The organism is Methylobacterium sp. 88A, assembly GCF_000376345.1.
GTDB lineage: Bacteria > Pseudomonadota > Alphaproteobacteria > Rhizobiales > Beijerinckiaceae > Methylobacterium > Methylobacterium bullatum.
The window spans coordinates 1,377,558-1,398,425 of record NZ_AQVT01000001.1; the positions used below are offsets into that span (position 1 = coordinate 1,377,558).

Consider the following 20,868-nt stretch of genomic DNA (forward strand, 5'->3'; position numbering starts at 1 on the left):
GGCCAATGACGTGGAGGAGGTGACGCCCATCGCTTCGGCTCAAGCAGCCGACGACCTTGAAGATCTGTTCGAAAACGCGCCATGCGGTTACGCCTCGGCCCTGCCGAACGGACGCCTGTCGAGGGTCAACCGGACGCTCGCGACCTGGACGGGCTACACGGCCAAGGAACTGGTCGGCCGCCGCTTCCTCGACCTCCTGAACATCGCGGGCAAGATCTACTACGAAACCCACTTCGCGCCGCTACTCCGGATGCAAGGCTTCTTCAACGAGGTCGCCCTCGACCTCGTGCGCGCGGACGGGGCGGCTCTGCCGGTCCTGGTCAACGCGGTGGCACGGCGGGACGAGGCCGGCGAGCTCCGGTTCATCCGGATCACGGTGTTTAACGCCTTCGACCGCAGGCGCTACGAGCGTGACCTCCTTGAGGCCCGGCGTACTGCCGACCAAGCCTCCGTCGCATGGCAGAATCTTAATTCGAAGCTAGAGGCCCAGGTCGCAGAGCGGACGGCGCAGCGTAACCGAGCTTGGCGTTTGTCGCAGGAGTTGCTCGTCGTAGCGCTTCCGGACGGGACCTTCGAGAGCGTGAACCCAACCTGGAACGAGCTTCTCGGCTGGCGGGACGAGGAGCTCGTCGGCGCCTCATTCGTGGAGCGAACCCACCCGGACGACCTTGAGGCGGCGCAAGCCGCGTTGATGCAGGTCCTGACGAGGCCTCTGGCGGTCCCACACGCGTCCCGCTTCCGGCACAAGGATGGCTCGTACCGCTGGTTCGCATGGACGGCAGCGTTCGAGGACAATCGCATCTATGCCTCGGGCCGGGACATCACGCTCGAACGGGAGCAGGCCGACGCCCTGCGCCAGTCGCAGAAAATGGAGGCCGTGGGGCAGCTTACGGGTGGCCTGGCGCACGACTTCAACAACCTGCTTGCCGGCATCTCCGGGTCGCTGGAGATGATGCAGAACCGCATGCAGCAGGGGCGGTTCAACGACGTCGAGCGCTACATGGCGGTTGCCCAGGGTTGCTCGAAGCGCGCTGCCGCCCTGACGCACCGCCTACTGGCGTTCTCCCGCCGCCAGACGCTCGACCCCAAGCCCACGGACGTGAACCGTCTCGTTGCCGGCATGCACGAGCTGGTCCAGCGCACGGTCGGACCGGGCATCTCGGTCGAAGTGGTCGGTGCGGCCGACCTCTGGCCCGCCCTCGTCGATCCCCCACAGCTTGAAAACGCGCTGCTCAACCTGTGCATCAACGCCCGCGACGCGATGCCGACTGGCGGGCGCATCACCGTCGAGACAGCCAACAGGTGGATCGACGAGCGCGCCTCCCGCAAGCTTGACATGCCGGAGGGCCAGTACCTGTCGCTGTGCGTGACCGACACCGGGATCGGCATGAGCAAGGACGTGGTTGCGCGCGTGTTCGAGCCGTTCTTCACGACCAAGCCCATCGGCGAGGGCACGGGGCTCGGCCTGTCGATGATCTATGGGTTCGCCCAGCAATCCGGCGGGCAGGTGCGGATCTACTCCGAGGTGGGCGAGGGAAGCACGGTGTGCATCTACCTGCCGCGCCACTACGGCGAGGTCGATGTCGACGATCCGACCGCCAAGCTCGCTGTTTTACCCCGTTCCGAGCAGGGCGAGACGGTGCTGGTGGTCGATGACGAACCGTCCGTACGGATACTCGTAACCGACATCTTGGAGGACCTGGGCTACACGGCCATCGAAGCCGGTGATAGCGCGGTCGGCCTCAAGGTGCTGCAATCGAACGTGCGTATTGATCTGTTGGTTACGGACGTAGGCCTGCCCGGCGGCATGAACGGACGGCAGATGGCCGATGCAGCCCGCGTGTCCCGCCCGGACCTCAAGGTACTGTTCGTCACCGGCTATGCCGAAAACGCGGTCTTGGGCAATGGCCACCTTGCCCCGGGTATGGCGGTGCTGACTAAGCCGTTCCCAATCGAGACCATGGCTGCACGCATCCGCTCGATGATCGAGGGAAAGCGCTAGAAAGAGCCGGGGCAGCTCGGCCCTTTCGGTAAGACTGGCCAGTCTGCTCTACGACCAAGTCGGGTGGATTTTTGCCAGTCTGCTTTCGAGCAGAAATTTCTTGCAAATCCCACATTCTTTCGAACTGCGACGCAAAATGGCTTCGAACTATCGCGGTCGTCACCCAGCTCTTGCGTCTACTCCGAATCGGACGCTTTGCGCGTAAGTTCGAGTAGCTCTCAGCAGAACAACGAAGGGACGGAGTTACAGCCCCAGTTGTTGTCGATGCTGAACCAAGGGCGCTCTACCACTGTGACTTCGACAGGATGATGTCCGGTTAATGCAATTGTGCGAGACGAGTGCGAACTTCCGCCCGGGCTAGGCTGCGACCGAGCTCTAACAGCAGCCTCTCCGCCAAGGCGAGGGCCTCCGGCTCTTCAGCCTCTTGGAGTGACCTATAACCCGCTAAAATGAAGCCCGCCGCTCGCTCCAACGGCATAGCCGCTTGATCTGCACTCGTGATGATGAGGGGGCTATGCCCTTCCTCACTGTGTGTAATGTCTACGACAATGCCGCGGCCCGATACCACGGCGCCAGTGTCATCTTTGTCGAACTTCCCGCGTGCCAGAATCCGGCGCGTCTGCCCGTCGGCCGAACAAACGCGGTGCTCAGCGATAAACCAACCGCCGTATATCACGCATCGCCAGATTTGCCCCATGACGTGCGCCCGGTCTTCCGGGTGGACGCCGCCGTTGAACGTTTCAAACGGAATGCCCTCCTCAGCCAACTTGGGGGTGAAGCCGAACAGGAAAGCGATCATGGCGTCGCCAGTGACAAGATTTTGGCGGGCGTCGACCTGCCAGCGACCAACTGCATCGGCATCCTCAAGGACAGCTTGCAACTCATCACGCCATGGATCGACGTCAGTGCCGTCCGAAGTTCGCATTTGCTCAAACGCCTCAGTTCAATCACAGCCCTGGATAATGTAAAACGAGGCTGGGGTACATCAACGTGCGTGCCAGGCTGCTGACACGAGGTGTCATAGCTGATCGTCGCCGGCCTTAGAGGCCCTTCCTAGAAGCTGTCGTGCTGCCGATAATCGACGGCAGACGCAGCGGGTCTGCTCCTCAAACTCGTAGCACCGAGACACACCCACCCCAAGCCGACGCTGCCGGACGACCAACGAATGGCCGCTCACGGGAAGCGCGCATGGCGATCCAGGCGGCTCGGTTGGGTCGGCACCCGTCCGTCCGCTTTATGACCAGGTCAGGTGGATGAACGAACCCGCTTTCGCGGGATGGGTGGCAGCTTCTAGATTTGCGGATTGAGACGAGCGCCCTGCGCTGATTGAGCGTTGCCTGGCCTGGGCGGACGATCGTGGCTCCCTTCATCCGAGTGGAGCCATCCCATGACCATCCTTGCCGTTCCCGCCGCTGCCGTCGGCTCGCTTCGTCAGCGCCTGACCGACGACATGACCCTGCGCCGGTTCTCCCGTGAGACGCAGCGCAACTACATCCGCGACGTCGGGCGTCTGGCGACGTTCCTGCGGCGCTCGCCCGACACGGCGACCGTCGACGACCTGCGCCGTTTCCAGATCGCGCAGCAGGAGGTCGGCCTCGGGGTGCCGACGATGAATGCCATCGTCTCAGCCCTGCGGTTCTTCTTCGTCCAGACGATCGAGCGGCCCGATCTCCCTTGCAGGCTGGTCCGCCTCAACCATCCGCGCCCGCTGCCCGACGTTCTGAGCGCCGAGGAGGTGGGCCGGCTGCTCGGCGCCACGGTCTGCCTCAAGCATCTGGCGGCCCTGTCGGTGGCCTATGACGTGGGATTGCGCGTGGCCGAGGTCGCGGCGCTCAAGGTCGGCGCTGTCGACTCGACGCGCACGCTCCTGCGGATCAAGCGTGGCAAAGGCGGCCGAGACCGCAACGTGATGCTGTCCGCCGATCTTCTGTTTCCCGGGGCAAAGCTACGACCGCCGCGACTGGCCTGCCCCCATTCGGCGGCCCAGGTTCGAAGTTAGTGCATCGTCGGTCTCGTGACGATGGTGGGGTGAGCGAGCGGCGCTGATCCGGTCGGTTCCGTTGGCCAGATGACGACCTCCGGTGCGGGCGGCTGGTAGCCGAGCGACGAGTGCGGGCGGATGCTGTTGTAGTGCCTGCGCCATTGCTCGATCACGACGCTGGCCTCCTTGAGGGTGTAGAACACCTCGCCGTTGAGGAGTTCATCCCGCAGCTTGGCGTTGAAGCTCTCGCAGTACCCATTCTCCCACGGACTGCCCGGCTCGATGTAGGCGGTCTGCGAGCCAACCGCCGCGATCCAGTCCTGAACGGCCTTGGCGATGAACTCCGGACCATTGTCGGAGCGGATATGACTAGGCACTCCACGTAGGCTGAACAGGTCCGAGAGTACGTCGATCACGTCGAGGGCCTTCAGCTTGCGGGATACACGGATCGACAGGCACTCGCGCGTGAACTCATCGATCACGTTCAGCATTCGATACTTCCTGCCGTTGTGCGTGCGGTGCTCGACGAAGTCGTAGGACCAAACATGGTCGGGCCGCTCCGGCCGTAAGCGAAGGCAGGAGCCGTCGTTGAGCCAAAGGCGTGCCCGTTTCGGCTGGCGAGCGGGAACCTTGAGCCCTTCGAGCCGCCAGATGCGTTCAACGCGCTTTACGTTCACCGTCCAGCCGTCGCGCCGGAGCAGGGCTGTGATCCGGCGATAGCCGTAGCGCCCGTACTGCAGAGCCAAAGCGACGATGGCGGACGTCAGAGCGGCCTCGTCCTCGACCACCACGGCGGATTTGCGCTGGGTCGAACGATGCTGACCCAGAACACGGCAGGCGAAGCGTTCCGACACGCCGTGCTCGGCAATGACGTAGTCGACACAAGCCCGGCGGCGAGCCGGGCTCAGAAGTTTCCCGATGCCGCCTCCTTCAGGATGAGCTTCTCCAATGTCAGGTCAGAGATAGCCCGGCGAAGGCGCTGATTCTCGGTCTCCAGGGACTTCAGCCGCTTCACCTGATCGCCCTTCAGGCCACCGTACTCGGACCGCCAGCGGTAATACGTAACCTCGGTTACCTCGATGGACCGGATTGCTTCGGCAACCTTGCGACCTTGCGAGACCAGAACATCCACTTGGCGCAGCTTGGCAACAATCTCTTCAGCCGTATGCTTCTTTTGTCCCATGATGACATCCTCCACATGGCTCAAAGCCATACCTCAGAGAGGACCACTTTTCAGGGGGCAGGCCACTTCCGTTACACCCTGCTGATGGGCTTCGAGTACGACAGCTATCGCTACTGGGAGATCTTCAAAGGCTCGAATGTGAACGTTAATCCTTTCACCGTTGAAATTCGCGCGCCCCGCTACGGGCGATCTCCACCATCCACACCATCAATCGAGCAGACCTTTGCTAAGCTCAAGGCCTCGCTACGCACCGAGGCGACTCGCACCATCCCGGACCTGCGGGACGCCATCAAACGCGCTCTGCCACGCTTTCGATCAACTGAGGGCCAAAACTATCTCGCTGCTGTAGGATACGACGCTACCTGATTGGTTGCTGCTCTAAGCGCAAGTTTTCTGGACATCCTGAACCCTGAAGGAGGGTGGATGCCATGCCTCGCAAACGCTTCGCGAGCGAACAAATCGCTTTCGCCCTGCATCCGGCGAACCACGGTGCATCAATGAATGAGGTCTGTGCGGCAACCTGAGCGTCTTTGGACCGGCCTTTCACCGCGGGAAGTAGTCTGGGATGCTCAAAGGATGCCATGCGTGATTCGTATCTCCCCTTGGTGGCCCAATGGCTTCACGGGAATGAATGGGCCTCCGCATGGGGGCCCCCGAGGATCAGAGCATCAATCCCAAATTTATTTGCATGCCCCTAGAACGCCCCTGGATTACCACCAGGGCAGTCTGACATAGCCGGGGTAAAATAGTGAAGGTCACCCAAAACTCATGGAGATCGCATGGGAGAAAATGGGCTTCCCATGGGCACTACAAGGGAGGGGGTAGGGCAAGTCTCGCGTTAACTTCAGGCGTTAAGGCTAGGCCCCTGTAACGACTGGTGAAATGCCGACGCCGAGCGCACGTTTCGAATGTGCGGGCTCGCAGAGGTGCCGGGCCGCGCACGGTCGACACCATGCGGATAAAATGATCCCCCGAACCGATCGCCCCCCCCAGGGGCATGACTTCCCCTTGGACTTCCATTGGAGGACCAAGCCTGCCTTCATCGCCGCCGCCGGCGTCAGCCTGATAGGCCACCCCCGGGCTCTTGAGGCCCGGAACAGCATCATGACGAGCCTCGTCCGCTCCGCTCTCGCGGGCCAGGGCGGATGGGTCTCCTACTCGCGGTCAAAGCGGTTCTACGAGCCCCTGTCCCGGTACGAAGGGACCGCGTTCACGTACGACCGGGTCAAGGCGGCAGTGAAGGAGCTACTGCACCTCGGCCTGATTGAGGAGGAGCGCGCGCTCCCCGGTCCCGCGTCGCACGGCTGGCAGTCCCGCATGCGGGCCACCGACCGGCTCATCGCCGCGTTCCACGACTGCCCCTTCGAGCATGTCGGGCCCAGGGAGCTCATCGAGCTCCGGGACGCGAACGGAGAGCGTATGGCGTACGTCGACACGGATCACACCCGGCGCCTGCGCAAGTCCATGGCAGCCCGCAATGAGGCCGCCAGTGCCGTCCGCATCGACATGCCCGAGGGCGACGGCTGGCTCCACACGCCCGGGTACGTCAGTGCCCGGTCCGATAAGACCGGTGGCTGGGTTGGCCTCCGCCCGACGCCGGCCCCACGCATGGTCCGGATCTACGGTCGGGGCCGGTGGGACATGCACGGGCGTTTGTATGGCTGGTGGCAGCAGCTCCCCCAGGCCCGACGCCTGGAGCTTCTCATCAATGGCGAGGTGGCGTTCGAGGAGGACTGGAGCGCCTGTCACCCTAGGCTCCTCTACGCCATGGCCGGTAAGTTGCCGGTCGGCGAGATCTATGACGTGGACGGGTACAACCCGAGCCACGTAAAGGCGGCGCTCCTCACCGTCATGAACACCAGGTCGACCTACGGCGGTGTCCAGAGCCTGATGAAGCGGGAGAAGGACAAGCCGGGCAAATGGCTCCACTCCCTCGATTACACGAAAGGCCTCATGAAGGCGGTCATGCACCGCCACGAGCCCATCGCCCATTTCCTCGGGGCGGACATGGGGATCACCCTCATGCACATCGAGAGCCAGATGTGCGTCGACGTCCTGAAGCGCTGCGAGCGAGAGAATGTCCCGGCACTGCCGGTGCACGATTCCTTCGTGACGCAGGCCTCGAAGGGCGCCACGGTGACCGCCATTATGGCCGAAGTCATGGATGCGACGCGCGCCGCGATAAACCCCTGTCAGTCCTCAAGAAAGAGGGGATTCACCCCACAGATGGGAGCGCCGGTTGGTTCCGGTGGTTGCGTGGGTGCTTCCGCCTCCGCGTCTCCTGTGGTCGTCCCATCTAAGACGGTCTTCGTTCCTGTCCCGCCCGTGTCTCCTCCTGCCCCGCGGCCCTTGCGCTGGGACCCGGCGGAGAGGCTTGAGGCGATGATCGCTTACCAAATCAAGATCGAGAGGATCTTGATGTCTGAGGAGCGGCGAGAGGGGATTTTCGAGGTTTGGGAGCGACGAGAGGCTAATGCTCGTGCAATCGCGAAATCGGTATGTTTGCACGAGAACGAGACCGGGATGCGTGCCTTCCCGACGCACATCGTTCCTGACCGTATTGGGCCTACGGCAGCCTCCATCAAACGGGGGCGTAGCCCAAGGAAATCCGGTTCCGTAGGAAAGGGCCGGAGGCCTCGGGTCACCCTCCACGAGGTCAGGGCGTAGCCTTCGGGTCTCCCTATCCCTGAAAGGGGCCGGAGGCCTTAGGAGAGCCTCCTATAGCGTCAGGGGCGTAGCCAACCGAGACAACTTTTTCCTTCCGGGACCGTAGGTTAGGTCGCTTCTCCCCTTGTAGAATTCGAGGGAATTCGCTACCTTTTTGATTGTCTCCGCATGGGACCGGGCGTTGCACCTCAACCTCGAAACCCCGTCTCTGGTAATCCCGGAGGCGGGGTTTCTTCGTTTGTCCCTTGCCAGGCTCGGGCGCACCATTTTGCCATGCACGCCGGCATCCCCCCGTTCCCCACCCCACCTGCCTCGAAGGCGTCCCGTCGCGATGCCGACAGGCAACGCAAACGCGCCGCTCGTCAGGCCCTCAGGGAAGCCGGTGCGCCTGATCCGCGTCAACTTGATGCTGCGCTAGTCGACGCGCTCCGGGACGCACTCCTCGCCTCCGCGGCTTCGGCTGGGACCCGGCCCGGGGAGCGTCTTGTTGCAAGCGCAGTGGACGTCAAGGAGGTCCTCCGCCTTGCCCTGCGTGGTCTCTGGGGACGGGAGAGCGGAGGCGTCCCCCTTCAGACGGAGGCGATACGTGCGGCCCTGGTGGCCCGTCTCGCGCCCCCCTCTGACCCGTCAGGGGCGTAGCCTACGGGCATCCCTATCCCTGCGGGGGTGATGCGTACCCCGGCCCTCACCCCTGCATCATTTGATGCAGGGGCATCCCCGGTGGCGGTCCCGATGCCTTGCGTCCCCTGAGGCCCCCGAGGGCCTGGGATGGTCCGTTACACGGGCAGGGGGCAGGATCCCGATCGTGCGCTGGTCCGCACTGCCTCGCCCTCCCTGACCCCTCCAAAGGGGGGCGACGGGAGGGCATCCCCTTCGCGGAAAGCCGGTGACAAAGGGCAAGATAGGGGGGGATGGGTCCCCCCTGGGGGGCCGAAAGCAGAAGTCGCGAAGGTGCAACATCCGCCCGGGTACAGTGGAAATTTTTGGGTACGCGGCGTGCGTACCGCCTGACGGATCAAAGGGTTACCGTGCGTACCGACGACCCTCTCGCGTACTCCGCACCGCCCTCGTCGCGGTGCGCACCCTGCGTGCGTACTCCCGGAATTCGCGTACGCACGACGAGGCCCAGATTGGACAGATCCAGGCCCTAATCACCGAGTTCGGTTTCCTCGTTCCACTCATCGTAAACGAGCACGACACCATATCGCGGGGCACAGCCGCCTTGAGGCCACGAAGCGCCTTGGCATGGAGCAGGTCTCCGTCATCCGGCGTCCCGGCCTGAGCGTTGCGCAGCGCGGCCCTCGTCCTCGCGGACAACCGTGTCGCCCTCAACTCGTCGTGAGACGAGTCCATGCTAGCCAAGGAGGTCGCCTTCATCCAGGAGGCCATCGACGCCGGCGAGTTCGATTTCGACCTGGGGGATGCGGGCTTCGAAGAGGCCGAGCTCAAGAATCTCGCGGAGGTCCGGGCGCCCGAGCCCGAGGAGGAGCCGCCACGGGAGTTGACCGTCACCAAGGAGCCCGCGGTGTGCAGGGCCAGTGACCGGTGGATGCTCGGGCCCTAACCTTCACCGTGGCTGGTGCCTGCCTGAACGACCTCAGAGCGGCCGACATCCTCATCATCGCGTGGGAGCGTCAGAACAAGGGAGAGGCCCCTATGGCCGGCGGGGGCATGACCTTCCGTGCCAAGGCCTAGAGCCTCGGGATCGAGTTCAAGCGGCAGGACACCAAGGCCAGGCACAAGGCTGACTGATGGCCGGGGTCTCGGGACGTGCGCTGGCCAAGCTCCTCGGTATTTCCGAGGGGGCGGTCCGGAAGATTAGGGACACCCGCCTCGCTGAGGCCAAGCTGCCTGGGGGACTGTTCGACCCCGAGCGGGCGAGGGCCCACTACCCCGCCAATGTCGATAAGGCCATGCAACAGGAGCGGCCCTCGACCCATGCGGCCACGTCAAGCCCTGCACCTGCCGCAGGACCCGCGGTTGTCATGGGACGACCCGAGGCCGCCGGTCCCGACGTCAACAAGGCCCGCGCCGCGTAGACCATGGAGAAAGCCTGCGGCGAACAGATCAAGCGGAAGGTCGATGAGAAGTCGGTGATCGAGCGAGCCCCGGCCTTCACCCTGGTGCAGGGCTAGGCCCGGGAGTTCCGTGCGGGCCTGTTCCGGTTCCCGGACAAGCACGCGGCCAAGATGGCGGCCCCGAGCTCGGGGTGGACGAGAATGCCCTCTACGATTGCCTCCAGAAGCATTTCCGGGCGTACCTGGAGAAGGACATTGCGCGCATGAAGGCCGAGGTCCTCGGGTGCCCGCCCCATATCCGCGAGGTCGTTGTCGGCATCGACGAGGTGGGTGTCGAGCTCGACGGGCGCGAGTTCGAGTTGCGAGGTGTCTACCGTGATGTCGATCCTGGCCATGACGTCATCGTCGGACCCCGCCGTGAAACCGACGAGCCCGCCGCGAAACCGGGTGCCCGCGTCCCCTTGGATTTTCGATGCTGTTTATAGGAGTAACGGGTGGGTGCGCCCCCTTTGCTCTGAGCAATCACCGGACGCATCCTCGGCAATCATAGCCCAGGGAAACGGTAACCCTGGGGCCAGGATCGTCTTGCCAGGGCAATCTGGAGCTGAATCTATGAAGGCCTGGGCGACGGGGGATACGACAATGAGCAGGCAGACCGACAACTTCCACAACGGCATGCATGGCGGCATGATGGCGGTCGGCGTCGCTCTCGTGGCAGGCCAACGTGCGCGTCGTGAGGCTCAGGCTTGGGCGCAGGCAGATGCCGATGCCGAGAGCGCCGTCCACCGCCTCGGGCAGGCGCTCCTGGCATCGCGTCGCCGGGAGGCCGAGCTTGCCCGAGACTTGGCGGCCGCTCAGGCGGAAATCCGCGCACTGCGTCTCGCCCGCCGTCAGTGAGAATTATACGCCTGGGGGTTGTGCCTTTCCCCTGCGGACCGAATCCGGACCGCAAATGGGCCATTTGCGGACCATGGAAAAAAGGGCCCGCCGGTCATCCGGCGGGCCCTTTCGCATCAAGGGGAGGGGGGTGCTCAGGCCACCTTGCGACGTCGACGCTCCATGGCGAGGTTGACCAGATTGGCGATCTCCACGTCCTCGGGATCGGCCGAAAGCGGACGCGTCCACGTCCATTCTGCGGACGCATCCGCATCTTTTGCGGACACGTCCACAACGGGGGCCGGGATCGTCTCGCGGGGTGCGGCCGGGGTGAGCGACGGCAGGCCCTCGATCAGGATGCCGCCGACGTGTGCCTCAGCCTCATGCGGGAGTGCCGCCGCGAGCGTCACGAGCTCGCCGTGCGACAGGCCCCGGACCCACGTCATGACGGGCTTGGGTAGGGCGGACACATCCGCCGCGGGCCCCCCTGCAACGAGGTGCCGAGCGTACGACACAAGCGGGACGCCGACCTGGTGGCGAGGGGCCGGGCCCCATGCCGGGGACGGGGCAACCGCCGGGGCAGGGGCATCGAGGTACGCCGCGGCCGCATCGGTAGCGGGGAGGGCCGGGGTTGTGATCCCCGTTGCGGACCGGACCGCGCGGAGGACCCAGCGGCCGCTCTCCCAGACGAGGGCGAAGAGGGTGGCGACGGCGACCGCGGCGAGGAGGGCAATACGGGCGAGGAAGCTCATGGGCGGTGGTCCTGTGCTGGGGGGTGACGATCTCGATTGTCCGGGGCGCCTCGCAATCGACAAATTAGGCCGCGGCGAAGATGCGCTCGACGACCGCCCTAGGCAGTTGTTTTTGGTGAACGCGGAGCAGCCTGAGCGCGTGACTCGCCTGGGCGACGTCGAGGGAGGGCAGGGCGGCGAGGACGTGCCCATCGATTGTCGTCGATTTTGACCAGCCGATATTGTTTTGGACCATGGCCCGGTCTTGATCGTCCGCGGTGATCAGCCGGACTGCAGCCAGGGCCGCATTCCGAACCACGGGTAGGGCGGCCAGATTCTGTTCGGGTGGATGCAGCAGGGCAACCTTGTCCTCGGACCTCTGCACGTTTGCCGCAGCGCGCTTGACCATCGTCAGAAGCCGCTTCGCGTCCACGGCGTCGAAATCCGATTTGTCCAGGAGCCCCTGTGCTTCGTCGACGTCGACACGGCGGGCCCATGACCAGCGCCGCTTTTTCAGGGAATGCTCAGCCTCGGCCCGCGCATGGGCGATGAACGCGGCCTCCTTTTCCCTTAGCGCGGCCGCCTCCGCTTCTTCGCGAGCCCGTCGCTCCGCGGCCGCTGCCGCCCGCTCCGCCTCCCTGGCGGCGACCTGGGCGGGGATGCTGTCGATTGCTGCCTGAACGGCGGCCAGGTCGTGGTCGGGCGCCTGCCAAAAAAGGACTTCCCGGCCCTCTCGGGTGAGGCCTAGGTCCCAAAAGCAAATCACCTCTTGGTCAATAGCTTCATCGAACTCGGGCGTCCTCGGGGCGCGGCTCAGGTACCGCGGGCCGCGCCGCGTATGGAGCAGCTCGCCAGGCTGCCACTGCAGGCCGAGCCACGCGGGAGGGTGGACGTAGGGTGGCAACAGCGGCGTCGTGTGGGGCATTTTCGAATCCTCATATCGGCGGATCTGAGTAATTTAGCAATCGTATTACGGATCACAATAGAAACCCGACAGGCAATTTCGACAACGCAACACCGAAATTTCGACAACGATTTAAACAACACGGTGTTGTCGAAACTGTTGTTCAAATGGCATAAAGCATGAATCTATCGCAATGGTTGTATGAAACCAAAGGCATAATTTGGGATACTCTAGAAATTCTATTCCGGGTTGCGATATAATGTCCTCGGCAGATTCGCGGAGGGCTCAGATGGATGGTGGAATTGACGGAGAGGGACGTCCGGACGCTGCTCCGAGGGGCATGCCGCAAAGCCGGATCTCAGGACGCATGGGCGCGTCAGGCAGGCCTCTCGCCACAGCACGTTTCGGACGTCCTCTTGGGCAGGAGGGAGCCTGCCGGACAGGTCCTGAGAGCTCTGGGGCTCTCGCGCCGGGTGAGGTACGTCCAGACGGCCGCAGGGGACCGAAGCGATTTTGCCGGCTCTCCCGAGCCCGGTGCGAGGAGTACCTCGATCTCGGGATGACCTATCGCGAGATCGCGGCTCGTGAGGGCTGGGATGAGAAGACCATCGCCACCCACTGCCGCGGCCTCGGGCTCACATCTCAGCCGCGCCAGCCGGTTGTCACGCTGCCAGACGTCGAGAGCGCGCGTGAGGGCCGGGAGACTGTCCGAGAGGTCGCGGACCGGCTCGGCGTGACGATCCAAGCAGTGCATCAGTGCGCGTACCGTCACGGCACGAGGATCCCCCGTCGCCCCTCCCGGATCACATATGAAGTGATGCGAGAGATCGTCCTCTCTCGTGCCCCGATTTCGCATGCTGCCGAGGGTCTGGGTGTCACGCGCGAAACGCTCTACCGCCGCCGGGAGGGGGGGGTCTGATGTGCGATCTCATCGAGAACCTGCAGGGACTCGGGCTCGCCCAAGTCCGGGCCCGCCTGACGCAGGCACGGGCCGCCGCGCGGGCCCTGATCGACGACCCAGAGATCCCGGAGATCCGGCGTTACAACCTCGCGGCTGCCATGGACGAGATGGATGCCCGGCTGCTCGATTTCGCGAGAAACGCCTTGTTCCACCTTGCCGGTGAGATCGAGGCCGCCCAGGAGCCCGTCGAGGAACGCGTTGACCTCGACGCCAGCCGGTCTCCCGAGGAGCGCGCGGCGGTCGTGGGGATCCTCGACGAGCTCCTCGCGGACGAGCCCCCCGATCCGGTCGCGTCAGGAATGCCTCGGCCGCTTCCCCCACCGCCGCTTCCCCCGGGAGCCCGGGGCGCACCCACCAGAATCTAGCCCCCCCGAATTTCGAGGCCTGGGCGCCCGGCTAGGGGCGCATCAACACCGCCCAGGGTTAGTCATCTATGACCCTGGGCGGTCGCGTTTGAGCGCCCAGGGAGCCGCCTTGGTTCAGAGCTTGATCGTAAAACTGGCTTGCTCTGAAGCGGAACGCAAACGCACATGCCCAAGACTAATATGTATCCGTATGTTTACGACCCGAGTTAAATAAAATACATTTCCAGATATTGGACGCCACCAAGGGTTCAGAAGAAAGCGGAGTGGCAAAACGCTTGCCGAAACGCGTTCTCGGGCCTCGATATCGCGGACCGCGAGTTCGTCCGTGCATCTGCTTTTATACTATCTGATAAAGACGATTCTTGGACTAAGGGTCGCCTGCGACATCGATTCAATCGTCTGCGAGTACGTATAACTACATTGAGAAGTGAATTTGTCCGTTTGTACCCTATGACATTCTACTATGGTATAAAGGAGTGTCCATGGCGGGAGCGGCATTCACTGACACGCCCGCTGGAAGGGCCGGACCGGCGTCTGAATTTGATCTGCAGACTCGCACTCCCCGGTCTGTCACGATGGCTTGGCCGGCCGCTGCGGTACATCATAAACAGCAGCAGGCATCACACGCCTGGCGACGCGTGCGTGTGGCCCGACATCATTTGTATTGTCCCGGGCCCAGGCTTTCTCACCGTCATTGTCCGCCGGGGCCTGCATCACCCCCCGCCGTCGAGCGCGATCTATCCCATGTCGGCCGTCGGTCCCCAGGAGGGCAGTGACGGCGTATGGCTCGCAAGGGGGTCGTGGATCACGAAGCGCCATCGCGACCGGCCACCGACGGAGGGTTGGATTGCTTGGTCGTACGTGCCCGGTCCGAGCGGTGAAATCGAATTTCTCGTGCAGGGCGGCAGTGCGAAAGTGGCGCTCCGTCGATTTTGGGCGATCTACGATGCGACTGTGGTCGTGCCCACCTGGCATGGCAAGACGCCAGCGGACAGGCACCTGGCCTGGCTCCCTCCTGAGCCAGCCCCCCTCGACCTGACCGCCGAGGACGAGGAGGCCCTGGAGGGGCTGGAGGGCATCTGTGTGTAGCGGTCACCGCGTAAGGACACGCTCCTCCGGCTGCGTGTCCGAAGCGGCCATGCGTTCGAGGATCTGGGTGAGGGATACCGGGCGGTACGACCAGACGTCCACGCCGACATCGCAGGACTGCGTCGTGCCGGGCAAGAGCCCGTGCGTGTGCCCGAAGAGGTGCAAGCTCCCCTTGAACGCACGCGGCCAGGACCGCATGGGGTAGTGGCAAAGGGCGAGATGGCGGCCGTCAACCGAGACCTCGCGGATCCCCTGGTGCTGCTCGGCCCACGGCAAGCGACGGTTCTTCTTGTCGTGGTTCCCGACGACGAGGATCTTGCGACCGTGCAGGCGCCGGAAAATCTTCGCTGCATACTCGGGCGTCGAGAGCGCGAAATCGCCGAGATGGTAGACCGTGTCGCCCGGCGCGACGGTCGAGTTCCAGGCCTCGATGAGCATCGCGTCGTGCTCCGCAATGCCGGCGAACCCGGTCCGCAATCCGTGCAAGATGCTGGCGTGCCCGAAGTGACTGTCGGCTGTGAAGAAGTTGGCCATGTCGGCCTCCATTTTTTTGGAGGCCGGCGCAGCGCGCTCAGGTCCTCCTCAGGTGTCGGGATGGGCGGCGGTGCGCCAGGATTTTCGCGACATGGGGAGGCCTCGGTGACGGGGTGAATATGGACGATCGCAGCTCGCCGGAGGGTGGGCAAGCGCGACGTTTGGGCAGAGTAAAGAAATCCCTGGGCGCATTTCGGGATCGACTCAGCCGCCAGTTTGTTCTTCATTCGTTCTCATGAACGAATCGATGGAGACGGTCGTGGACGAGATGGAACGCGCTTACCTTGAGGCCTGCGACGGAGACGCGCGGGACGCCCTGCGGAGGGCTCTGGGCGATGCCCTGCAGGAGCTCGCGGCCGTGGACCGCCAGGTGAGCAAGGGGTTCGTCCGGGCGGGCAAGCCGGCGGATCTCGCCAGGAAACTTGGGCGGGACCGGCGAGACCGGCAGGGTCAGGTCGCCGCCGTCTGACGCGCGCGCTGGCGTGACGTCCGCCCCTCCGCCCATGCCTTCGCCGAGGCGGCCGCGCGCCTGGCCTTTTCCGCGACCGGATCCTTGACCCCGCGCTGCCTGAGGTTCTCCGCGACGAGCATGGCTTTGAGCGTCTCGCTGTCAGGGAGCTCGACCGCCCGCCGGGCAACCACCAGGGCGTCGCTCCATGCCTGCAGGGCGGGGGCCTTCAGTTCGAGCATCTGATCGCCGGTGTAACGCCGCGTCACACCATTCCCGTCCACGACCTGGAGCAGGTCCGAGTTGGCGTGATCAAGGACCATCCCGACCTGCGTGGTAGGGATCGCGTGGTCCTTCTGCGAGACCGTCGCGAACGCGCGACGAACGTCGTGCGGGCTTGCGCGGCGCCCTGGCATGGCCGCGACCGCATGGGTGAGCGTGTCCTCGCTCATGTGCTCCACGATGCCTCCGGCGCGCCGCGGCCGCATCCCCGGGAAAAGCCACTGCGACCGGGGGCTGGCGTCCGATGTGGTCCGCCGGAGGTACGCCTGTACCCGCCACCACACATGCGGGGGGAGCGGCAGGGCATGAGACCCGCGTCGCGGATCCTCGGCCGTGGGGGAGCCACGCGAGATCTTCCGATGGCCTTGCCACCAGAGTCCCCAGCCCTCCCGGGCCGGCCATTCCTCGAACTCGTCGACGCGCGCCTTCACGACGGAGAGGCGTCTCTGCGCGGTGTAGATGAGGAGCTCGATGGCCATCCCCACGCTGTCCGAGAGGACGCCATGCTGCGCGACCGCAAGCATATGGGCGACCTCGGGCAAGAGCGGGAAATGGCGGCGCGCCTTGACGCTACCCAGGCGGGGGGCCTTGAGCCCGAGCATCGCTCCCGCCTTCGCGCCGGACCGCCGGACCTGGCCGGGCTCGGCCATCCATTCCCAGAACCGACGGACCACCCGGACGACGTCCTTGGCGGTCGACCGCTTGTCCTCGGAGACCAGGACCTCGACGATGGCCGCGACGTCCGGTGCCTCGATCCTAGAAACGAATCGCTTGTCCAGGGTCCGCATCGACGGCCCCCCGACGACGCCGCTGTAGTTCCGGACGGTCGCGGACCTCAGGCTCCCGGCCTCGGCCTCGCGCTTCATCCAATCCTTCCATGCGGCGCGGGCCTCACCGTACGTCCACGTCGCCGGCGGCGCGGTGCGGGGCATGAAGTCGGGGACGGCGATCTCGTCGCCCGCGGCCTGGCCCCGGCGGCGCTTCGCCTCCCGGGCGACCGCGGCCCGCTTGAGCTCGATCCACTCCCGGGCGGGCTCCCCCTTACCGGCATCGATGTGCCGGCGAACCTCAACGGCCACGGCCCGGGCCTGGGGGAGGGTCCACGTCCGGGCATCCCCGAGCAACACGCGATGCTGCTTGCCCTCGTACCGGGCGCGGACATGCCACGCGGCCGCAGTCGGGGACAGGCGCATCGTCAGGCCGGGGCACCCGCCGTCCGCGACGTCGCGCGCCGGACCGGTTGCCTCCCTGATCAGGGTGGCGACGATGGATGCGTCGAATACTAGAGCGGCCTTGGCTGCCATGTGCTCTCCGGGGTGAGCGTCTGCTCTACCCAGTAGCACGCCAGTGGCAATGGATTTCCCGCCCCCCGGCTGTGGATGGCGTTTCGGGATCCGACGCCAGGGTTACGAAAGGCCTGCCCGGATACCGGGAAAATGGGGCCATTCCGTAGGCGAAACGCCTTGCGGATGAGTCTGTTATGGACGGGTGGGGAGGGGCCTGCTACACGGGATTTGGCGCATGACTCCGTAGCTCAGCTGGATAGAGCAGCCGCCTTCTAAGCGGCAGGTCCCTGGTTCGAGCCCAGGCGGGGTCGCCACGCACACCTTCGCGGTGATGACGCGAGGCTGATCCGGTCACCTCGGTCTCCGCTTCCTCCCAGGACATGAAGAAGGCGCCTCCGATTGGCTCGGAAGCGCCTTGTGGATCGTCATGGGTGCACCCCGGGCCTCGCCCGTGGGCAAGGATGCTCCCGGCCAGGCCGGGAGCATAGCCCTTCACCACTCAGTAGCCGAACCGCACGTAGGGTCGGGGGGCGTAGGCATAGGGGAGGGGGCCATAGGCGTAAGGCCGGTAATACGGACGGGGCCTATAGCCGTAGCCATAGCCGTAGACCGGCACTGGACGAGGCGCGTAGTAGCCGTACGCACGGGATGTGGCCCGGCATCCGAACGCGGACGGATAAAAACCGTAGCCGCAGCCGCCGGCGGCCTGGGCTGTCGTCGTGCTCGCGGCAGCCATCGTCAGGCCACCGATGACGGCGCCGATGAGGCCGAAAGTCTTCACGTGTTTCATGACATCAACTCCGGATCGCATCCCCTCGGGACCACAGCTTCACCTCGGGGCGTGCTGCATCAAGACACCCGATCGCTGAACAAATTCTGACATTTTCGCTGCCTGCATCAACCGACGGCGACCCGGTGCTTGAACGCGCGATTTCGTGATTGAGAAAGGCGCGAACGAGAGCCTTACGCTCCCGGGCGGGTGCGGGCGCCCCCGCCGTGACGGATGGGATTGACGTCGACCGTGGATGGGGTCTCCTCCCCCGCAGCGTTCTTACGCCCACCATGCCTTCGACAGATCGGAACCTCGCCATGCCAGACCTCAAGACCCTTCGCGACGTCTCGGGCCTGAGCCCGGCGCCGGCCCGATTGCGCGCCTCCGCCCTGATCATGATCGACCTGCAGAACACCTACCGCGAGGGAATCATGCGGCTGGAGCAGGTGGAGCCCGCCATCCGCGCCGCGCGCGAACTCCTCGACCGTGCCAGGGAGGCCGGCATCCCCATTGTCCACATCCAGCACGATGCCGGGCAGGGCTCGCCCTATGACATCTCCGCCGCCATCGGGCGGATCAGCGACGAGGTGGCGCCGCAAGCCGGCGAGACGGTCATCGTCAAGAATTACCCCAACGCCTTCGTCGGCACGAACCTGCAGAAGCATCTCGAGGAATCCGGCGTACAGTCGGTGCTGCTCGCCGGATTCATGACGCATATGTGCATCAACTCGACGGCACGCGGCGCCTTCAACCTCGGCTTCAGCCCTACGGTTGTGGCGTCCACCACGGCCACCCGTGCCTTGCCCGGCCCCGATGGTTCGGTGGTGAGCGCGAGCGCTCTGCAGGCCGCGAGCCTCGCCACCCTCGGTGATCTCTTTGCCGTGATCGCTCCAGGTGTCGGCGACATCGCGGATTGACCCGTCCCGGCGCCTCGTATCCGCCGGACGGGAACGTGTGCGGCGCATCATCGTTCGGCTTCTGAAGCAGGAGTTGAACCCATGAAGATCGACATCGTCGCGGATCTCGTCGTCGAAACCTTGCAGCAGGTGGGTGTGCGGCGGATCTACGGTGTCGTCGGCGACAGCCTCAACGCCATCACGGAGTCGATCCGGGCGCGGGGCGTCATCGACTGGGTGCATGTACGCCACGAGGAGGTCGGAGCCTTCGCGGCGGGCGCGGAAAGCCAACTCACGGGAGAGCTGGCGGTCTGCGCCGGTTCCTGCGGCCCCGGCCATGTCCATCTCGTCAACGGGTTGTTCGATTGCCACCGGACCCGGACGCCGGTCCTGGCCATCGCCGCGCATATCCCCTCGGCCGAGATCGGCTCCGGCTACTTCCAGGAGACGGACCCGAAGGCCCTGTTCGCGCAGTGCAGCCATTATTGTGAACTCGTGTCCGATCCTTCGCAGCTGCCGTTCGTCCTCGAGAACGCCATCCGCGCAGCGGTGGGTGAGCGCGGTGTCGCCGTGGTGATCATCCCCGGCGACGTGGCGTTGAAGGATGCGCCGGCCCGGGCCATCGCGCCCAATGCCGGTCTGCTGCCGACCAAACCCGTTATCCGCCCCGCCGATGCCGAGCTCGACGCGCTCGCCGAACTGCTCGACGGTTCGTCGCAGATCACGCTGCTTTGCGGCCGGGGTTGCGCCGGCGCCCATGCCGAACTGCTGCAACTCGCCGAGGCCCTGAAGAGCCCCATCGTCCATGCCCTCGGCGGCAAGGAATATGTGGAATACGACAACCCTTACGACGTCGGCATGACCGGCCTCATTGGCTTCTCGTCCGGCTACGCGGCGATGCGCGACTGCGACACGCTGCTGATGCTGGGCACCGATTTTCCCTACAAGCAGTTCTATCCGGCCCATGCCAAGGTGGCGCAGATCGATCTGCGGCCGAACCAGCTCGGCCGGCGCACGAAGCTCGATCTCGGCCTGGTCGGCGACGTACGCGACACGATCGCCGCGCTCCTGCCGAAGCTCGGCGTCAAGTCCGACCGGGCCTGGCTCGATGCCAGCCTGAAACATTACGCCAAGGCCCGCGAAGACCTCGACGATCTCGCCACCGGGGCGCCGACCAAGGGCTGGTTCGGCCTGAAATCGGCCAAGTCCCCGATCCATCCGCAATACCTCACCAAGCTCGTCAGCGAGGCGGCGGCGGACGACGCCGTCTTCACGGCGGATGTCGGCACACCGACGATCTGGGCCGCGCGCTACCTGAAGATGAACGGCAAGCGCCGTCTCCTCGGTTCGTGGGTGCATGGCTCCATGGCCAACGCCATGGCGCAGGGCATCGGCGCACAGGCGGCCTGTCCCGGCCGGCAGGTCGTGTCCCTCTCGGGCGACGGCGGATTCACCATGCTGATGGGCGATTTGCTGACCCTGCGGCAGGAGAAGCTGCCGCTGAAGGTCGTGATCTACAACAACGGCTCCCTTGGCTTCGTCGAGATGGAGATGAAGGCCGCTGGATATCTCGAGACCGGTGTCGCCCTCGAGAACCCGGACTTCGCCGCCATGGCCCGGGCCGTCGGCCTTCACGCGGTGCGGGTGGAGGATCCGGCCGAACTGGAGGGCGCGGTCCGGGATGTGCTCGCCCATGACGGACCGGCCGTCCTCGACGTGGTGGTCAACCGCCAGGAACTCTCGATCCCCCCGAAGATCGACGGACAGCAGGTGAAGGGGTTCAGCCTCTACGTGCTGCGTGCGGTGATGAGTGGCCGCGGAGATTCGGTTCTCGATCTCGCCAAGACCAACATCATCCGGTAGACCACGCTCT

Annotated in this window: 17 protein-coding genes, 1 tRNA gene and 2 pseudogenes; 13 read left to right on the forward strand and 7 right to left on the reverse strand. The window is 64.9% G+C overall.

Annotated elements, in window-relative coordinates; genetic code table 11:
- Window positions 1-40: 40 nt before the first annotated feature.
- The 3 genes and pseudogenes from A3OM_RS0106620 to A3OM_RS23585 form a co-directional block, all read left to right on the forward strand.
- A pseudogene (locus A3OM_RS0106620) lies at window positions 41-2,002 on the forward strand (PAS domain S-box protein); the annotation flags it as partial.
- Between the two features lie 514 nt (window positions 2,003-2,516).
- Window positions 2,517-3,011 (forward strand): hypothetical protein, encoded by a 495-nt coding sequence (locus A3OM_RS26295; protein ID WP_245257764.1) that lies wholly within the window; start codon window positions 2,517-2,519, stop codon window positions 3,009-3,011.
- Window positions 3,012-3,389: 378 nt separating this feature from the next.
- Window positions 3,390-4,001: a phage integrase N-terminal SAM-like domain-containing protein gene (locus tag A3OM_RS23585; RefSeq protein WP_018042951.1), complete on the forward strand. Its 612-nt coding sequence runs from the start codon at window positions 3,390-3,392 to the stop codon at window positions 3,999-4,001.
- Here A3OM_RS23585 and A3OM_RS0106635 read toward each other — a convergent pair.
- A protein-coding gene (locus A3OM_RS0106635; protein WP_085984250.1) for an IS3 family transposase occupies window positions 3,998-5,166 on the reverse strand; the annotation gives its coding sequence in 2 pieces (ribosomal slippage) (window positions 3,998-4,902 and window positions 4,902-5,166; 1,170 coding nt in all). The genes A3OM_RS23585 and A3OM_RS0106635 overlap by 4 nt on opposite strands.
- A gap of 210 nt (window positions 5,167-5,376) precedes the next feature.
- Between A3OM_RS0106635 and A3OM_RS26300 the strand changes: the two are divergent.
- From A3OM_RS26300 to A3OM_RS0106655, 3 genes and pseudogenes are all read left to right on the forward strand, one after another.
- Window positions 5,377-5,532, forward strand: a pseudogene (locus A3OM_RS26300) (IS630 family transposase); the annotation flags it as partial.
- Window positions 5,533-6,270: 738 nt separating this feature from the next.
- Window positions 6,271-7,833, forward strand: coding sequence for a hypothetical protein (locus A3OM_RS0106645; RefSeq protein ID WP_245257765.1), 1,563 nt, complete (start codon window positions 6,271-6,273; stop codon window positions 7,831-7,833).
- 1,351 nt (window positions 7,834-9,184) lie between these two features.
- A complete protein-coding gene (locus tag A3OM_RS0106655) occupies window positions 9,185-9,397 on the forward strand; it encodes a hypothetical protein (RefSeq protein WP_018042956.1) in 213 nt (70 codons plus the stop codon).
- Between the two features lie 567 nt (window positions 9,398-9,964).
- Here the strand turns inward: A3OM_RS0106655 and A3OM_RS0106675 are convergent.
- A complete protein-coding gene (locus A3OM_RS0106675; RefSeq protein WP_018042960.1) occupies window positions 9,965-10,246 on the reverse strand; it encodes a hypothetical protein in 282 nt (93 codons plus the stop codon).
- Window positions 10,247-10,493: 247 nt separating this feature from the next.
- On the opposite strand from A3OM_RS0106675, the gene A3OM_RS0106680 reads away from it, so the two are divergent.
- On the forward strand, window positions 10,494-10,748 hold the full coding sequence (locus A3OM_RS0106680; protein WP_245257766.1) for a hypothetical protein: 255 nt from the start codon (window positions 10,494-10,496) through the stop codon (window positions 10,746-10,748).
- A gap of 134 nt (window positions 10,749-10,882) precedes the next feature.
- Here A3OM_RS0106680 and A3OM_RS0106685 read toward each other — a convergent pair whose 3' ends face one another.
- Together A3OM_RS0106685 and A3OM_RS0106690 are read right to left on the reverse strand one after the other, a co-directional pair.
- Window positions 10,883-11,479, reverse strand: coding sequence for a hypothetical protein (locus A3OM_RS0106685; RefSeq protein WP_018042962.1), 597 nt, complete (start codon window positions 11,477-11,479; stop codon window positions 10,883-10,885).
- 64 nt (window positions 11,480-11,543) lie between these two features.
- Window positions 11,544-12,383, reverse strand: a complete 840-nt coding sequence (locus A3OM_RS0106690) for a hypothetical protein (protein WP_018042963.1) — start codon at window positions 12,381-12,383, stop codon at window positions 11,544-11,546.
- Between the two features lie 897 nt (window positions 12,384-13,280).
- Here A3OM_RS0106690 and A3OM_RS0106700 point away from each other — a divergent pair.
- Together A3OM_RS0106700 and A3OM_RS26540 are read left to right on the forward strand one after the other, a co-directional pair.
- A complete protein-coding gene (locus A3OM_RS0106700) occupies window positions 13,281-13,688 on the forward strand; it encodes a hypothetical protein (RefSeq protein WP_018042965.1) in 408 nt (135 codons plus the stop codon).
- 960 nt (window positions 13,689-14,648) lie between these two features.
- Window positions 14,649-14,777, forward strand: a complete 129-nt coding sequence (locus tag A3OM_RS26540) for a hypothetical protein (RefSeq protein WP_280790495.1) — start codon at window positions 14,649-14,651, stop codon at window positions 14,775-14,777.
- 3 nt (window positions 14,778-14,780) lie between these two features.
- Here A3OM_RS26540 and A3OM_RS0106710 read toward each other — a convergent pair whose 3' ends face one another.
- Entirely contained in the window at window positions 14,781-15,323 is a 543-nt protein-coding gene (locus tag A3OM_RS0106710) for a metallophosphoesterase family protein (protein WP_018042967.1), read from the reverse strand.
- A gap of 235 nt (window positions 15,324-15,558) precedes the next feature.
- Between A3OM_RS0106710 and A3OM_RS0106715 the strand changes: the two genes are divergently transcribed.
- Window positions 15,559-15,780: a hypothetical protein gene (locus A3OM_RS0106715; protein ID WP_245257767.1), complete on the forward strand. Its 222-nt coding sequence runs from the start codon at window positions 15,559-15,561 to the stop codon at window positions 15,778-15,780.
- Here A3OM_RS0106715 and A3OM_RS0106720 read toward each other — a convergent pair.
- Entirely contained in the window at window positions 15,762-17,345 is a 1,584-nt protein-coding gene (locus A3OM_RS0106720; RefSeq protein WP_018042969.1) for an integrase family protein, read from the reverse strand. The two genes, A3OM_RS0106715 and A3OM_RS0106720, sit on opposite strands and share 19 nt — an antisense overlap.
- 219 nt (window positions 17,346-17,564) lie before the next feature.
- On the opposite strand from A3OM_RS0106720, the gene A3OM_RS0106725 reads away from it, so the two are divergent.
- A tRNA-Arg gene (locus tag A3OM_RS0106725) sits at window positions 17,565-17,641 on the forward strand.
- A gap of 185 nt (window positions 17,642-17,826) precedes the next feature.
- On the opposite strand, the gene A3OM_RS0106730 is transcribed toward A3OM_RS0106725, so the two are convergent.
- Window positions 17,827-18,117, reverse strand: coding sequence for a hypothetical protein (locus A3OM_RS0106730; RefSeq protein WP_018042970.1), 291 nt, complete (start codon window positions 18,115-18,117; stop codon window positions 17,827-17,829).
- Window positions 18,118-18,416: 299 nt separating this feature from the next.
- Here A3OM_RS0106730 and A3OM_RS0106735 point away from each other — a divergent pair, with 299 nt between their 5' ends.
- Both A3OM_RS0106735 and poxB read left to right on the forward strand, forming a co-directional pair.
- Complete coding sequence (locus A3OM_RS0106735) at window positions 18,417-19,016, forward strand: cysteine hydrolase family protein (RefSeq protein ID WP_018042971.1); 600 nt, start codon at window positions 18,417-18,419, stop codon at window positions 19,014-19,016.
- A gap of 81 nt (window positions 19,017-19,097) precedes the next feature.
- Entirely contained in the window at window positions 19,098-20,858 is a 1,761-nt protein-coding gene (gene poxB / locus A3OM_RS0106740; protein WP_018042972.1) for a ubiquinone-dependent pyruvate dehydrogenase, read from the forward strand.
- Window positions 20,859-20,868 lie beyond the last annotated feature (10 nt).

Bases quoted from the DNA above. Each gene is read 5' to 3' on its own strand.
- A3OM_RS26295 (WP_245257764.1), top strand. From the start codon at position 2,517: ATGCCCTTCCTCACTGTGTGTAATGTCTACGACAATGCCGCGGCCCGA.
- A3OM_RS23585 (WP_018042951.1), top strand. From the start codon at position 3,390: ATGACCATCCTTGCCGTTCCCGCCGCTGCCGTCGGCTCGCTTCGTCAG.
- A3OM_RS0106645 (WP_245257765.1), top strand. From the start codon at position 6,271: ATGACGAGCCTCGTCCGCTCCGCTCTCGCGGGCCAGGGCGGATGGGTC.
- A3OM_RS0106655 (WP_018042956.1), top strand. From the start codon at position 9,185: ATGCTAGCCAAGGAGGTCGCCTTCATCCAGGAGGCCATCGACGCCGGC.
- A3OM_RS0106675 (WP_018042960.1), bottom strand. From the start codon at position 10,246: ATGGCCAGGATCGACATCACGGTAGACACCTCGCAACTCGAACTCGCG.
- A3OM_RS0106680 (WP_245257766.1), top strand. From the start codon at position 10,494: ATGAGCAGGCAGACCGACAACTTCCACAACGGCATGCATGGCGGCATG.
- A3OM_RS0106685 (WP_018042962.1), bottom strand. From the start codon at position 11,479: ATGAGCTTCCTCGCCCGTATTGCCCTCCTCGCCGCGGTCGCCGTCGCC.
- A3OM_RS0106690 (WP_018042963.1), bottom strand. From the start codon at position 12,383: ATGCCCCACACGACGCCGCTGTTGCCACCCTACGTCCACCCTCCCGCG.
- A3OM_RS0106700 (WP_018042965.1), top strand. From the start codon at position 13,281: ATGTGCGATCTCATCGAGAACCTGCAGGGACTCGGGCTCGCCCAAGTC.
- A3OM_RS0106710 (WP_018042967.1), bottom strand. From the start codon at position 15,323: ATGGAGGCCGACATGGCCAACTTCTTCACAGCCGACAGTCACTTCGGG.
- A3OM_RS0106715 (WP_245257767.1), top strand. From the start codon at position 15,559: ATGGAGACGGTCGTGGACGAGATGGAACGCGCTTACCTTGAGGCCTGC.
- A3OM_RS0106720 (WP_018042969.1), bottom strand. From the start codon at position 17,345: ATGGCAGCCAAGGCCGCTCTAGTATTCGACGCATCCATCGTCGCCACC.
- A3OM_RS0106730 (WP_018042970.1), bottom strand. From the start codon at position 18,117: ATGAAACACGTGAAGACTTTCGGCCTCATCGGCGCCGTCATCGGTGGC.
- A3OM_RS0106735 (WP_018042971.1), top strand. From the start codon at position 18,417: ATGCCAGACCTCAAGACCCTTCGCGACGTCTCGGGCCTGAGCCCGGCG.
- poxB (WP_018042972.1), top strand. From the start codon at position 19,098: ATGAAGATCGACATCGTCGCGGATCTCGTCGTCGAAACCTTGCAGCAG.